The sequence below is a fragment of the Desulfobaccales bacterium genome (assembly GCA_041648175.1).
In the GTDB taxonomy this organism is placed as follows: Bacteria; Desulfobacterota; Desulfobaccia; order Desulfobaccales; family 0-14-0-80-60-11; genus 0-14-0-80-60-11.
In genome coordinates this window covers 1-14,139 of the sequence record JBAZPO010000016.1, presented here as the reverse complement: position 1 = coordinate 14,139, position 14,139 = coordinate 1, and the positions used below count along the sequence as shown (strand labels likewise).

Genomic DNA, 14,139 nt, shown 5'->3' with positions numbered 1-14,139 from the left:
ATCAAAAACAACCCAATTGGCACTGGATGATTTTAATCTTGAGCTCGTTGAGCAACTGCCCCAGGTCCTTCCGGGAGAGGCCTAATTCATCGGCCAAACGGAAGGCCGCGGCGCAGGCAATCTTGCCATCAGAGGCCGCCGCTTTGATCCTGGCTTTTACGTCTTCGGACATGGATACCTCATAACAAATATAGTTTATAAAAAGTACCTTAAGAATGAGGAAAAATCAAGGGGATGATGCCGCCGTGGGTTGTTTGGAACCGCAAGGTTCAAGGGTAAAGGTTTCCTGTTCAGAAGGTTACCCGGACAAAACCCGCCAGCAGGCCGCCAGCATGACATCCGCCAGACTGGTAAGGCTCTGGGTGAGGCGCTGGTAAATTTTAAAGACTGCGATCTGCAAAACGATCCCCAGGACCATGGCCGCAGCCACATTGGAGTCCCCCATGGGAATCTCCCCTCCGGCCATCCCGGCGGCCAGGACTCCCCGCAACACCTCCACCGGGTTGGGCATCTCGGAGGTCACCTTCTGCAAGTGCCCGTGCTGCGCCAAAAGGAGGTAGGTGAACAGGACGGGGTCCTGGTCGAAAAAGGTGCAAAATTGCCGGACCATGGCGTCCACCTTGGCCCGCATGGTGGGCTGACTTGCCTGAAGGCGTTCAAGTTCCAGGGCAAAGGCGGTATAGTTTTGACTGAACAGGTCCCAGGCCAGGGCGTCTTTGCCGGAATAGTGCCGGTAAAGGGTGCCCTCGGCAATCCCGGCGGCGCCGGCGATATCCCGGATGGTGGTGCCGTCAATGCCCTTGTCCACAAAGAGGCGCAGGGCGGCGCGGGCGATCAGTTCTCTGGTCTTTTCTTTGGGTCGCATTTATTCATTATTCAATAAGGGTCATTAAATGAGATGCATTCTGACTAGGATCGCCTTCATTCAAAGCAACCTCTTTGATTTCCTCTTAAGCGAGTGATTGTTCACTCACAAGATATCCTGCCGTTTCTCCTTGGGCAAGTATTTTTTTCACTTCGCCTTAATTTTCTCGTGGTAAGGTGGGGGTAAAGATATTAAAAGGTTTATCCGGTTGCCAATCCGTCTCAGAAACCAAATTAAGAGAGGCAGGATAGAGAACACTTTTTCCTTATCATGCTTATCATGAGAGGCCTGGGATATGCTGTGAGAATCACTTAGGAGGCAGAAGCCATGAAAGTGCTGGCCATATCCGGTTCGCCGCGCCCTCAGGGGAATACTCGGCTATTGCTCCAAGAGGCGCTGAAGGTGTTGGAAGGGCATGGCATCGGAGTCGAATATCTGTCGTTGCATGACAAGCAGATCTCGCCGTGCCGGGCCTGTATGAAATGCGCCAAAGACAAAAACCGTTGCGCCCAGGAAGACGGGTTTATGCCCATCTATGAGGCCATGGCCGCGGCAGACGGGCTCATTGTGGGCTCCCCGGTCTATTTCGGCTCGGCCACCCCCAACCTCATGGCCCTCTTGGACCGCGCCGGCTTTGTAGCTCGCATGGGAGACAACCCCTTTGCCCGGAAAGTTGGGAGCCCCATTGTGGTGGCCAGACGGGCCGGGGTCAACTTCACCTATGCCCAGTTGCAGCTTTGGTTCTGCATCACGGGCATGTTTACGCCGGGGTCTAGCTACTGGCCTATTGCCTATGGCCTCAACCCCGGGGACGCGGCCGCAGACGCGGAGGGTCTCAAGACCATCACCGACCTGGCGGACAATATGGCCTGGCTGCTGAAGAAATTGGCCTAGGGAAGATAGTGGGGAGGGGGCTTAAGCGGCCGGCCTGGTTTCCTCCCCCTAACCGGAGAATTCGGAAGAAGTTTGAGGGGGCTCGAAGCATTCCAGTCAGGAGAAGCGCTATGAAGCGATATGTCCTGTGGGGGCTGTTGGGACTGATTATCCTGGGGTTAGCCGCGGTGGCCCTGGCCCAACCGGCCCAGGTGCTCATCATCCGCCATGCCGAAAAGCCTCGGGAGAAGAGTGCGGTCAATCTGTCCCTGAAGGGCCAGGAACGGGCCATGGCCTTAGTGCCCTTTTTTACCCAAACTCCGGAGTTAGTTTACCAAGGCCTGCCCGCGGCCCTGTTTGCCACCAAAATTATCCCGGGAGACCTCAGTCATTTTTCCTTGGAGACCCTCGATCCCCTGTCCAAACGTTTGCGCGTCCTCACCGATGCCCACTTTGCCAAATGGGAGTATGGCCCTTTGGCCCAGGAGGTCCTTACCAACCCCAGGTACCAGAAAAAAACCGTGCTCATCTGTTGGGATTTTGAGTATATTTCCCGGTTGGCCGCGGCCCTGGGAGTCCGGCCGGAGCCGCCCAGGTGGCCGGAGGAGGTGTTCGACCGGGTCTTGATTATCACTTACCGGGGCGACCAGGCTAGCCTGGTGAATATGCCCCAGCGCCTGATGTTCGGGGATTCGCCGGAATAGGCCGATTAGTTTTTTAACTTTTCCGGGAAGTCTGGCAAGTAAACGAGCTCATCTGCTGCTTCACTTCGCCGGAGTTGCATTTGGGGCAGGTGATCTTGCCGGCCTCGAATTCCTTGAGGCTCATGATGCGCATAAACTGTTCCCCGCACTTAGCGCAGACGTATTCATACGTGGGCATGACGATTCTCCTTCGCGCAGGAAAACTATATCCTAAATAATAATAAGAGGTTCAGGGGACGTTGGCAAGAGTGGTCAAGAGCCGGGAGCAAAATATCGTTCCTTCTATCAAGTGCCAAAAGTTTTTTTCCGTAGGTTCCGTAAGGGGGAATGCTCTAAAAATCCAAATCCCCCCTAACCCCCCTTTGACAAAGGGGGGAACTATAAGGAATTACGGCAAATAACTCTGTGACGCAACTCGATGTCAGGTTTAGCCAGCTTCAAGCAGCAGCATCCCGGGAACCAAACTCCGGGCCACCAGAAGGTTGACCCATTCGTGGCCCTGGTGCTGCTTGGGCGTCTCCATGATGGCGGCCTCGGGTTTGAGCCAGGGGTGGGCCAGAAAGTGACGCAGCCCCGTGAGCCCGATGGCCCCCCGGCCCAGGTGCCAGTGGCGGTCCCTATGGGCATTGCAGGGGGCTCGGGAGTCATTGAGATGCATGATCTTCAGCGCCTTAAGTCCCGGCCCCGCCGCGATATCCGCCAGCAGCCGGGCGACGCCGTGGGGATTGGCCAGGTCATAACCTGCGCCCCAGGCGTGGGCCGTGTCCAGGCACAGGCCCAATGGCACGCCGCTTATGGTGATGATCCGGTCCAGGTGCTGAAAGCGCCAGCCCAGTTCCTGGGCCCTGACCGGCAGTATTTTCCAGGAGCACCAGAGGCGGCGGCGGCACCTGAGACACCGCCTGGGCCAGGGCTTGGGCCACCCGGTGGAAGCTGGTCTCGCCCAAAGGGCCGTGGCCGGGATGCACCACCAGATAATCGGCCGCCAAATCCCGGGCCAGGGCCAATTCCCGGACAAGACGCTCGGTGGATAGGGCATAGAGCGCCGGGTCGCGCGTTGCCAGGTTGGGCAGGTAGCCGAGATGCACTACCAGCGGCCCCAACCCGGCCAGCCGCCGGGCCCGCGTAAAATCTATAATCTCCTGAGGAGCCACCACGCGCCATTTCCACCCCCGGGGGTTCTGGATAAAGATCTGGAGGGCCTGGCAGCCCAGGACTTGGGCCTGGGAAACTGCCCGCCGCATAGATCCGGCGATGGAAAGATGGAAGCCTAAGCGCATAAATAACTTGGGGGGAAAAGGGGAAAAGGGGAAGAGGCGAAAAGGGAAAAGCCTTCCCGTTTTCAAGGCCCTGTGGTTGGAAAAGACGCGCCCCCTGTCCAAAATCCATTAACAGAACCGGTCCCCTGCTTTTTGCATTCCCTTTTACCCCTTTCCCCTTTTTCCCCTATTTCTGGTATATAGGATAGATGAATTCTCCCGTGTTGTTCCGCTCTCCCATCCTGGAAAATTATGTGGCCCGGGAATTCCTCAAGCTCACGGCTTTGAGCTTGTTGACCTTCGTGTCACTGTTCATCATCGTAGACTTCTTCGAAAAGATCGACCGTCTGGTCCGGGCCCAATTAGGAGCGAGTGAACTCCTGGCCTACTTCGTGCTCAAGCTGCCTTTTGCCATCGGCCAGGTGCTCCCCGCCGCGGTATTGCTGGGCGTCATGCTTACCTTCGGTCTCATGTCCCGGTCCCACGAAACCATGGCAATCAGGACCTCGGGCGTGAACATCCTCGCTTTGGTCAGGCCGACCCTGATCTACTCCGGCGCCGTGGCGCTCCTTCTGCTGGCCTTGAATCTCTATCTGATACCTTGGAGTCAGAGCCAACTCAACCTCTTTTGGCAGACCCAAGTGGACAAGAAGCCGCCCCGCAACCTGATCACCATGGAACACTTCTGGTACAAGGGCGATCAGGCCATTTATAACATTGTCATGTTCCGGAAAGATACCGAGACCATGGAAGGGGTAAAAATTTATCTCTTCGACCGCCAATTTCACCTGGTGCAGGTCGTGGCGGCGGCCCGGGCCAGATGGCAGGGCGACCATTGGCGGTTCTACCAGGGTTATGTTCAAAATTTTGACGCCACCGGCACGGTCACCGGAGAGAAGTTTCAGGAACGGGACCTGGCGCTTACGGAACAGCCCAAGGACTTTGCCGAACTCGAAAAGAAAGTCACCGAAATGGATGTGTATGAGCTCTATCGTTATGTAAATCGCCTGGAGAGGGATGGCTATAAATCAACTCCTTACCTGGTAGACTTGTACAGCCGGTTTTCCCTGTCGGTGACGCCGCTGATCCTGGTAATTTTGGGTCTGGGGCTGGCCTTACGCCATGAGCAGACGCACATTACCTCCATGGTGGCCGGGGGTCTGGGGCTTATGTTCGGATACTGGCTATTTTTCGGCTTCTGCGCCTCATTCGGCCAGGCGGGCACCCTGCCCCCTCTATTGGCCGTCATCACTCCCCACCTTGCTTTCGGGGCCCTGGACTTCATCTTGTTGCGCCAGGTAACCAGATAGCTCGCACCTCGACGCGCCCCGCCCTTTTTTCTCCACCCGGTTATTGAAAGGCTGATTATTATTGCCGGCGCAACTTGGGCTGAAAGCATGAGGCCAGGCCCCCCCAGTATTACTGGTAATTATGAATAAGTATATATATATAAGATAGTTATATAATTATAGGGCTAATCCGTAGGAACAGTGGGCACATTACAGTTTTTGTCGGAAAGGGAAACTTTTGAGAAATGTAATAATAAACCAGGGATTTTTTCACATTTTTTATTGTCAACCTCCGGGATTTTGTGCTATCAAAGGGAATCTGCAACCTCATATGGAGCGGGGTTTTGGTAATAAATCGCAACCCCCCCATCAGGGGAAGATAAACAACTTAAAGGGGGGGATGGGCGTCGGGGTAACCCATTTTTCCGAATTCCAGGCGTGTCGTTAGGAATTAGTTAGCCAACCGCAACTCAGGAGAAAGGGAGAGCAATTATGACCAAGGCAGAATTGATCGCACAAGTGGCTGCAGAGGCTCAGGTAAGGAAGGTGGATGCGGAAAAAGCCATCAACAGCCTGATCAGGATTGTTTCAGAGGCTCTTAAAGCCCAGGGCCGCTTGGCTTTGGCAGGTTTCGGCACGTTCATGGTAACGGAGCGCAAGGCCCGGGAAGGCCGGAATCCTCAGACTGGTAGCCCCATCAAGATTCCTGCCACCAAAGTGGTAAAATTTAAGCCGGGAAAACAACTCAAAGATTCAGTGAAGTAGACCGGCAAAGTTAGAGCCGCGCCCACCTTTGTCCCAGGCCTGCCTGGGCACAAGAAAACCGGATCTCCGTCGGCTCCCCCCGCAGGAGCCCGGAAGTGGGAATGGCGTCAACAAAGCACAGGGTCCAAAGTTTCGGGTATCGCGACAGGCTCAGGCGATTTGGGTGCGTCGGGCAGAGCCGATTCCGGTAGTCGAGGTATCCTTAAAAGCAATGAAGATGTTACCGGAAGGCTGGGTCAGCCGGCAAGGGAATGGCCGCCTCGGACAAAGTTCAGTAATTAGAGGTTTCAGAGCGAGGTGAACCACCTTACGGCCCCGTGGCTGGTGACCCATCCAGAAATTAATATCCCCCAGAACCCATCACCGTTTAACTATGCATTAGAAAATATGAAAAGGGCGGGACCACACCGGTTCCCGCCCTTGCTCTTCTTATTATACAATAGCGTCATAAATACTTTGACATATTGATCTCTGCGCCCTCTGCGTCTCTGCGGCTAATTATTTTTTTTCACCGCAAAGGCGCAGAGAACGCAGAGAGCACTTATGTGTAATTTTTTAAGTCATTACGTATATTCAGACAGCACCTCTTTAAGGACGGCCAAGATGGTCTCCTGATCCCCCGGCAGCAAGGTGCGCAGGTCCAGCAGCACCAGCCCGTGTTCCACCCGGGCGATGACCGGCGTGCTGGCCCGGCGCAGGCGGAGTTCCAGGTCTTGAGCGGACAGGGAGGCAACGGCAAGGGCCAAGGCTCGGCTGGGGAGGGGAGTATGGGGCAGAGTCCCGCCCCCGGCCCGCCCAACGCTCTCGACCACGCGCACCTGGAGGCTTTCCCCGAAACGGCGTTTCATCTTCCTGGTCAAGGACTGGGCCTGGTGGTGGAGTTCCGCGACCGGCCGGGTCAACATGCGCAATGTGGGAATGCCCGCCACGGCCTGGGGCTCCTCCAAGTAGAGGCGCAGCGTGGCTTCCAGCGCGGCCAGGGTCATTTTGTCGGGACGCAGGGCCCGGGTCAGGGGGTTGGTTCGCAAGGTTTCCACCACTTCCCGGTTGCCCAAAGCCAGGCCGGCCTGGGGGCCGCCCAAGAGCTTGTCGCCGGAAAACAGCACCAGGTCGGCCCCGGTTTTTAGGGTCTCCTGCACCGTGGGTTCCTTCTCCAATCCGTATTTGCTCAAATCCACCAAACAGCCGCTGCCCAGGTCTTCAACCACCAGCAAGTCATAGCGGCGGCCCAAGGTCACCATCTCGGCCAAGGGCACTTCGTGGGTGAAGCCCATGATGCGGAAGTTGCTGGGATGGACTTTGAGGAGCATGGCGGTTTCCGAGGTAATGGCGTTCTCGAAATCCCTGAGGTGCGTTTTATTGGTGGTGCCAACCTCCCGAAGGATGGCGCCGCTGGCAGCCATGATCTCGGGCATGCGGAAGGAGCCGCCGATCTCCACCAGTTGGCCCCGGGAGATGATCACCTCTTTGCCCGTGGCCAGGGTGTTGAGGGCCAGGAGCACCGCGGCGGCACAATTGTTGACCACCAGGACGCCCTCGGCGCCGGTCAGTTCCTGGAGGAGGCCTTCCAGGTGATCCTGGCGGGACCCCCGGGCGCCCCGGGCCAGGTCGTATTCCAAGGTGTTGTAGCGGCAGGCCACTTCCAGCAACTGCTCCAGACAGGCCTCCCCCAGGGGCGAGCGGCCCAGGTTGGTATGGATAATCACCCCGGTGGCGTTGATCACCCGGCGCAGGGCGGGTGTGGCCGCGGCGGCCAGGGAGGCTTTAAGTTCTTGGAGCAGGCGGGTGCCATTGAGGTCCGCCGGCAAGGCGTCCGGGGGAGTGCTACTAATCAGGTGCCGCTGGTCCGCCAGGACCCGGCGGACCACCGCGGCGGCCAGGGCCCGGGGCAGGGCGGCCACCGCGGCGGCCAGTTCAGGGTGGCGCAGCAGGTCGTCCACCTGGGGCAGTTGGCGTAAAAGAGCGGCGCATTTCGGGTCCATAAGGTGCTCCTTGGTTAAGAAATATGCCACCCTGGGGAGGCTCTGTCAATGAAAGGGAGCCGGTGCTGCCGGTGGAAAGCAAAATTAAGGTCGCCGGCGGGCCGTTTAAAACCGGTGTTGTTTATAAGAAAAGTCGCCGAATTCCTCTAAGCTATGCAAAGTATCAGCCATAAGGCCAAGCAACCGTAAAAACAGGGCTGGTGGGGCTGCACAAAATATGGTCACACAAGCTGGAAACCTGAACTGAGAGGAAGGGGATGCGAAGGGGGAGGCCAGAGAAGATGAGAAAGATGGCGGGAAATGTAGTCGGACCTTGTAATTAATTAAACTATCCTTAAATTAAAATTGATTTTCCTGGGGAGATATTCCATGACGCCTCCGGCAGCCATCGTCACCGTCCCCGAGGTAGAGAGTATCGCTGCTCAGAGCGATCCCGTCCTGCGCAACCTGCACATCACCCAGTGCTACCATGAGTTATCGGCCACCCTGGCAGCGCGCACCGGCCCCAGCGCCAACTGGTGCACTTTCGCCACCTGGGCCTCGAAGCAGGCCGGGCAGACCATCCTCCAGGAGGACTTAAGTCAGGCAGTAAAGGTCGGTTTGCCTCAGGTACAAGAAGTCAGCGCCGCGGTGGATAAGGTCGCCGGAGCCCTTAAGCAGCTCGGGGCAAGGCGTCCAACCCTGGAACTCCAGGCCCTGGTCTGGGACGCGGTGCATCCCGCCGCGGCCCTTAACCGGGCCAGCGAGGCCGTGGCCCGAGGCAATCTCAAGGTTTTTGCGGAAATCGGCCGGGAATTCGCCCGCTTCGAGGAAATGTGCCTGGCAGACCAGACATTCGAAGACCAGACGATCGAAGGCTTTTGCGCCCCTTTGCGCTCCGGCGACCCCCCTGACGGCCAGGGCTGCTTGAAACAGGCTTTTCGAAGCTACTACCGGTCTTTCTTTGAGAGCGATCCTAAAAGGCGGGCCGAACTCTTGCTGCTGGCCAACATCGACATCGGCTTCCATGAGCAGACGCGTTTGCAGCCGGAAATTGCCGCCGCCCTTGACGCGTCCCTGGTGGATCCCCGAGAATTTTTGGATCGCCTCCTGCAAACAGTCTTCTCCGATCGCGGCGGGCTGGCCGCATTAGTTGGAAGCTTCCTCAGACGGCTATTCGATCGACTGACGCCGTTGATGCAATCCGGCGAGATCCTTTTAGCCGCGGTCCGTCAACAGGTACGCCGGATTATTAGCGAGCATCTGATGACCCTCACTTTGCCCCATGGGGTGCGCCTGCGGTTGGGCCGAGACCTCAGTGCCCAATTCCCGCCATCGTTGGAGAAGATCGCCAACCCTGAGCTGCAGGCTCTGTTGGCCCGACTCGACCCGACCCCCGACAGCCTGCGGGACACCGGCGCCAGCGATTGGGCCGATCTTCCTGAGCGGCTGCACTTTATCATCGATCTGTTTCGCTGCTATCAGGAAGTGCCGGACCTCCTGGAGCCGCCTTTTACCCCCGAACAGAGGGCGACGCTGTAAGAAACGCAAAGAAACTTCTCTCCGATTATCGCCTTGCCGCCGTCGGGTTAAGGGGTCTGAGGTTCGGTGGTCAGGACCACGCGAAACCTGGCCTTGCCGCTCATCATGCGCTCATAAGCCTCGGCGGCGCGCTCTAACGGGTACACCTCACTCATGGAGCGGACTCCCGTTAACACGCTGAAAGCCATGGTGTCCTGAGAATCGATGGACGTCCCGGAGAACCACCCCGCGATGCTCTGGCGCCGCATGAGAAGCGCCAGGGGAGACACCTCAAGCGGGTCGCTGGACGCACCAAGGATCAGCAGCTTGCCGTTGACGCCTAAACCGCCAACGGTGGCAGCCATGGCCTTGCTGCTAGTGACGGTGGCCAGAATAACTTTGGCTCCGCCCAATTTGCCCAATTCCGCCGCGACATCCTGGGACTGGCTATCAATATACCGCCAGGCGCCAAGTTGCCTGGCCAAAGGCTCCTTGTCCTGGCCGCGGGCGATGGCAATGGTCTTGAAACCCATTTTGGCGGCGAATTGCACGCCGAGGTGGCCGAGCCCGCCAATCCCCAGGACCGCCACGACATCGCCGGGCCGGGCGCCGCTGTGGCGCAGGGCATTGAATGTGGTGATACCGGCGCACATGAGAGGTCCGGCCTCCACAGGTGTTAGCTCAGAGGGGATCAGGGCGAGGGCTCCCGCGGGGGCAACCATGTAGTCGGCATAACCGCCATCGTAGGAGACGCCGGGGACCAGGGGGGTATTTAGGCAGGCCCAGAAGTCACCCCGGCGGCAAGAATCGCAGTAGCCGCAGTGCCCGCCATGCCAGCCGACCCCGACTCGCTGCCCGGCTTCCCAGCCGAGGACGCCGGGACCCACGGCATCGATGATACCCGCGACTTCATGGCCTGGGACCCGGGGATAGCTGATCCCCGGAAAGGTCCCCTCTTTGGTCATCGCGTCGGAGTGGCAGATGCCGCAGGCCTGGACCTTGATCCGCACCGACCCGGGTGAGGGCTCGGGCAGGTCCCGTTCAACGAGTTCAAGGGGGCCGTTGGGGTGTGGGACCTGGACAGCACGCATTTTCGCCATGGTTCCTCCAAACAAGGTATGATATGAGGGAGCACACTTTTTGAATGGGAATTAAGTTCGCCTGTATGGGAAGTTAACCATCTTCGGAGAGAGGTCAAGGAAGCAGAAGTTCACTGAACCTGGGCCTGGAACAACTGAGGCGAGCCGCCCAGGCCTCAACAAGGGTGACCAGAAGGGGGGCGGAGGGGGAGATTCGCTAAAAAGATACGAGAAAAAGGCTAAAGAAATTTAGGTAAAAAGGCGAAAAGGATAAAGAGGGAAAGATGAAGCGTAATGACATAAGGATCCGCGCTTGAGACTCAAGGGTTGCGGACAGGGGGCAAGATTAACGCATCGGCCGGATGGCCGTGGGCCGGAAGGACTCCTGGGTCAAATACAGTTCAGCTGGTTATGCGGGCACGAAAAGAGAAAAGGGCGAAGTCAGAGACTCCACCCTTGCAGTCGTTCACCAGCTTCGCCCGCGGACTAATTGTTGCTTATAATCCAATCACTTGGGCGGGGCGGGTGGGTCGCCATCGTAAATATCTTGAGTAGTTTTAAGACCCTTGCTGGTTTTCACCACGGGCGGGTCTCCATCTTTCCTGGAGATCACTTGGTCGGCCTTATTGGTCTTTACCACGGGGGGATCTCCATCCTCCTTGCCGTTTTTACTCCAGGTTGGCACCGAAAAACTAATGGCACAGACGATCAGGATAATGAACAGAGCCAATTTTTTCATGTCAATACTCCTCAATCCTTAGAGAATAGATTGAAAATAAATGTTTTTATAATAATGTCAAGTAAATTATAATCTTAAGAAAATTTATCTGACGGGTGGCGTATCGTGTCTGTTTGGGTCCCCATGAAAAGATTGTCTGGCCATAACAATATGCGGATTTTTAGGATATTGGGAATTTTGTTCCTGCTCTGGCCCTTTTTGTCGGTCCAGACTCAGATTATTAGTTATGCGGCTAACGCCGGAACGGATCGTCTTACGCAGCAAGAAAAGTGGGTTCTGAGCCAGGTTGAGCACGGGGAAGAGGCCGACCTCAGAAAGCGGTTTGGTGACCCGCAGCAATGCCGGCTCAGTGCCGGCTTCCTCAAGAAATTGGTCACCGGCGGGTTTAAAAATTCATCGATTTCCTGGCATGGGGTGCAGATTGCCAATGCCAGCATAGATGGCCCCATAACGGTGGAATATGCTGAAATAGAACAGCAAATTTGTCTGTCACACTGCGTTTTTAAGGACCCGGTAAGCTTCCAGAAAAGTCATTTCAAAAAAGACCTCTCTTTTAGAGGCTCGCATTTTTTAGGGAGCGCCAATTTTAAAGCGACGAAATTTGACGGCGATGTTATTTGCGAACAAACCATATTTGAGCGGGAGAGCGTGTGGCGCGACGCCAAAATTAATGAACATTTCCATGGCGAAGGGGCACAGTTTCGGGATGAAAAAGGCCCTGCCGATTTTTATGCCATGTCCGTGGGCGCCAACGCCTATTTTATCTCGGCGAAGTTCCATGGGCCGGCAAATTTTGGACTGGCCCAGATTGGCAGAGAACTTTATGCCAATAACACGGAGTTTTTTCATGACCGGGAAACAGCTTACTTTAACAGCTTAAAAGTGAATCTGAATGCCATCTTTAAAGGAGCTAAATTTCATGGACCGGTAAATTTTGTGGTAGCGCAGATTGGCTTTCAATTTAGCGGCAATGGCCTGGAGTTTCTTAACCCGCAGGAACCGGCGGATTTCAGAGGCATGAAAGTGGGGAATACCCTGTTTTTGCGGGAAGCCAAATTTCATGGGCCGGTGCTTTTTGAGTTCGCAGAAATTGGCGGAAACTTCCGGGCTACCAAGGCTGAATTTCACAATGAAGGGCAGAAAGTAAGTTTTCATAAAATGAAGGTTGCACTTCAAACCTTTTTCGACGAGGCCAGAATCCATTGCAATGTCGATATGTCTTATGGAAATTTCTATGACTTGGAAATTAATGGCAGGTCAATAGATGGCAAAGAAGGCTCGGAAAAAAATATTTATATTCCCAAACTAAACCTAAAAGGCACGCTGGTACAGCGTGATCTCAAAATCTGCAATGCCAAAATCGATGATCTGGACGCCAGCCACATGGAGGTAAAGGGCCCGGCAAGTTTCCGTGGTGTCGACCTAACCACACTGGCTGACTTTCGTGATAGCGTTTTCCAGACTATAGATTTCGAGAGGGTCACGTGGCCCGAAATTGATAAGAAAAAGAATTTCCGGCAAGTATATTTAGGTAATCTCACTTATACCGGCATCAGCATTGATAAGCCCAATAATATTGATTATCAACCAAAGGATTTCGAAGCTATTAAAAGCTTTGTGGAAGCCAGCCCCTTCAATAGTCAAAGCTATATGCAAATGGAGACTTTCTTTAAAAATATCGGTCGAGACTCCTGGGCGAAGGAAGTTTTTATCCGGATGCATGATCGGGAACTGGCGGAGAAGATGTCATGGTGGGATCCTCGCCGGTGGCTGGAATGGTTTTTTTGGGGCCAGATAGCGGGCTATGGACGGGCGCCGTTCCGAGTTTTTTTCGTCAGTCTGGCTTTGATCATTCTGGGCGCGTTCACCTTCGACCCCGAATATCTGACGCCAAGCAAGATGCCTGCAAAGGCCAGATCCATTGAAGCCATGATGCTAAGATTATTCCTGAGCCTGGACCGATTTTTACCGATCGAACTGGGACTGGCAGCCCATTGGGACTCCAAGGGCCGCCGTTTTATTGTCTGGTTTTATTTTTATCTGCAACAAATTCTGGGTTGGATTCTGATTCCCATCGCTCTGGCCAGCATTTATTCGCAACTAAAATAGTTTGAAGACGATTAACCGGGGGCTTGACCGATAGGTGAATTGTCGTATAATTAATAGTTCCCCTATGGCGGCGGTATGAGGGGCAGGGCAGGGTAGGAGAGTTTCCGGGTAAGTGGGCGAGATGAGCGAGTGTTCAGACGAGATACGTTTAGAAAAAATATTGACATTCTAACCATCCTCTCATATACTTTTAAAGTTAAAATTTGGGCAGTTCTGGCCTAGATAAATTGGGCGCGAGGCTGGCGTAGCTCAACGGTAGAGCGCCTGATTTGTAATCAGGGGGTTGCGGGTTCGAGTCCCATCGCCAGCTCCAGTGAGGCAATTTTTTTTATTCGGAGAGGTACCCGAGTGGCCAAAGGGGACGGGCTGTAAACCCGTTGGCGTAGCCTACGGAGGTTCGAATCCTCCCCTCTCCACCAGTTATAGTTCAAGGTTCAAGGTTCAAAGTTGAAGGTTTGAAGAGTTTTAGGGTTAATGTTCTCGAACGCCACTGGCTGATCACTTGATTAAAGGCGGGAATAGCTCAATGGCCAGAGCATCAGCCTTCCAAGCTGAGGGTTGCGGGTTCGAGTCCCGTTTCCCGCTCCAACGTCGGGCCCACGTAGCTCAGTTGGTAGAGCACATCCTTGGTAAGGATGAGGTTCACCGGTTCGATCCCGGTCGTGGGCTCCATACTTAACGGGGCTGGAATTTTTTGGCAGGTCCAGGCTGTCTTTTAAAGATTTATTAAAGATAAAAGAAGGCGGGCACATTAGGTCCGCCCCTACAAGAGATACCGAATATACCGAAAGAAAACCCCGCCGCCGGTCGGTCCGGTTGCGGGGGTAATCCTATTCTGGAGAGTTGAGATGGCCAAGAAGAAGTTTGAGCGCAAGAAGCCGCACGTGAATGTGGGAACGATTGGTCATATCGATCATGGCAAGACGACCTTGACCGCGGCCATCACCAAGCATTTGGCCAAGAAGGGATGGGCGT

Annotated in this window: 15 protein-coding genes and 4 tRNA genes; 11 read left to right on the top strand and 8 right to left on the bottom strand. The window is 55.3% G+C overall.

All coding sequences use genetic code 11. The features are described 5' to 3' along the window. Position 1: 1 nt before the first annotated feature. Positions 2-172, bottom strand: coding sequence for a hypothetical protein (locus WC600_14315; protein MFA4903903.1), 171 nt, complete (start codon positions 170-172; stop codon positions 2-4). A gap of 126 nt (positions 173-298) precedes the next feature. Next, positions 299-865 carry a TetR/AcrR family transcriptional regulator gene (locus tag WC600_14310; GenBank protein MFA4903902.1) on the bottom strand — a complete coding sequence of 189 codons (567 nt, stop codon included), beginning with the start codon at positions 863-865 and terminating at the stop codon, positions 299-301. Between the two features lie 327 nt (positions 866-1,192). Between WC600_14310 and WC600_14305 the strand changes: the two genes are divergently transcribed. Further along, positions 1,193-1,759: a flavodoxin family protein gene (locus WC600_14305; GenBank protein MFA4903901.1), complete on the top strand. Its 567-nt coding sequence runs from the start codon at positions 1,193-1,195 to the stop codon at positions 1,757-1,759. A 110-nt stretch (positions 1,760-1,869) separates the two neighbouring features. Beyond that, entirely contained in the window at positions 1,870-2,442 is a 573-nt protein-coding gene (locus tag WC600_14300; GenBank protein MFA4903900.1) for a hypothetical protein, read from the top strand. Between the two features lie 13 nt (positions 2,443-2,455). Here the strand turns inward: WC600_14300 and WC600_14295 are convergent, their stop codons facing one another. From WC600_14295 to WC600_14285, 3 genes are all read right to left on the bottom strand, one after another. After that, on the bottom strand, positions 2,456-2,620 hold the full coding sequence (locus WC600_14295; GenBank protein ID MFA4903899.1) for a zinc ribbon domain-containing protein: 165 nt from the start codon (positions 2,618-2,620) through the stop codon (positions 2,456-2,458). A 249-nt stretch (positions 2,621-2,869) separates the two neighbouring features. Beyond that, positions 2,870-3,223 (bottom strand): TIM barrel protein, encoded by a 354-nt coding sequence (locus WC600_14290; protein MFA4903898.1) that lies wholly within the window; start codon positions 3,221-3,223, stop codon positions 2,870-2,872. Beyond that, positions 3,177-3,722 carry a TIM barrel protein gene (locus WC600_14285; protein ID MFA4903897.1) on the bottom strand — a complete coding sequence of 182 codons (546 nt, stop codon included), beginning with the start codon at positions 3,720-3,722 and terminating at the stop codon, positions 3,177-3,179. The genes WC600_14290 and WC600_14285 overlap by 47 nt, the downstream gene beginning before the upstream one ends. Positions 3,723-3,910: 188 nt before the next feature. Here WC600_14285 and lptG point away from each other — a divergent pair, with 188 nt between their 5' ends. Together lptG and WC600_14275 are read left to right on the top strand one after the other, a co-directional pair. Beyond that, a complete protein-coding gene (gene lptG, locus WC600_14280; GenBank protein ID MFA4903896.1) occupies positions 3,911-5,011 on the top strand; it encodes an LPS export ABC transporter permease LptG in 1,101 nt (366 codons plus the stop codon). Between the two features lie 471 nt (positions 5,012-5,482). Beyond that, complete coding sequence (locus tag WC600_14275) at positions 5,483-5,755, top strand: HU family DNA-binding protein (protein MFA4903895.1); 273 nt, start codon at positions 5,483-5,485, stop codon at positions 5,753-5,755. A gap of 563 nt (positions 5,756-6,318) precedes the next feature. Here the strand turns inward: WC600_14275 and selA are convergent. After that, complete coding sequence (gene selA / locus WC600_14270; protein MFA4903894.1) at positions 6,319-7,737, bottom strand: L-seryl-tRNA(Sec) selenium transferase; 1,419 nt, start codon at positions 7,735-7,737, stop codon at positions 6,319-6,321. A 369-nt stretch (positions 7,738-8,106) separates the two neighbouring features. Between selA and WC600_14265 the strand changes: the two genes are divergently transcribed. After that, on the top strand, positions 8,107-9,258 hold the full coding sequence (locus WC600_14265; GenBank protein ID MFA4903893.1) for a hypothetical protein: 1,152 nt from the start codon (positions 8,107-8,109) through the stop codon (positions 9,256-9,258). A 47-nt stretch (positions 9,259-9,305) separates the two neighbouring features. On the opposite strand, the gene WC600_14260 is transcribed toward WC600_14265, so the two are convergent. Continuing rightward, positions 9,306-10,337 carry an alcohol dehydrogenase gene (locus WC600_14260; GenBank protein MFA4903892.1) on the bottom strand — a complete coding sequence of 344 codons (1,032 nt, stop codon included), beginning with the start codon at positions 10,335-10,337 and terminating at the stop codon, positions 9,306-9,308. Positions 10,338-10,824: 487 nt separating this feature from the next. After that, the gene (locus tag WC600_14255) at positions 10,825-11,055 is read right to left on the bottom strand and encodes a hypothetical protein (GenBank protein ID MFA4903891.1); all 231 of its coding nucleotides are present in this window, start codon (positions 11,053-11,055) and stop codon (positions 10,825-10,827) included. A 177-nt stretch (positions 11,056-11,232) separates the two neighbouring features. On the opposite strand from WC600_14255, the gene WC600_14250 reads away from it, so the two are divergent. The 6 genes from WC600_14250 to WC600_14225 all read left to right on the top strand — a co-directional run. Continuing rightward, complete coding sequence (locus tag WC600_14250) at positions 11,233-13,164, top strand: pentapeptide repeat-containing protein (GenBank protein ID MFA4903890.1); 1,932 nt, start codon at positions 11,233-11,235, stop codon at positions 13,162-13,164. A 238-nt stretch (positions 13,165-13,402) separates the two neighbouring features. Further along, positions 13,403-13,477, top strand: a tRNA-Thr gene (locus WC600_14245). A gap of 21 nt (positions 13,478-13,498) precedes the next feature. Then, positions 13,499-13,583: transfer RNA gene (locus tag WC600_14240), tRNA-Tyr, on the top strand. Positions 13,584-13,676: 93 nt separating this feature from the next. Beyond that, positions 13,677-13,752, top strand: a tRNA-Gly gene (locus tag WC600_14235). A 7-nt stretch (positions 13,753-13,759) separates the two neighbouring features. Beyond that, positions 13,760-13,836: transfer RNA gene (locus tag WC600_14230), tRNA-Thr, on the top strand. A gap of 176 nt (positions 13,837-14,012) precedes the next feature. Next, the coding region (locus WC600_14225; GenBank protein MFA4903889.1) for a GTP-binding protein at positions 14,013-14,139 on the top strand (127 nt) is incomplete at its 3' end.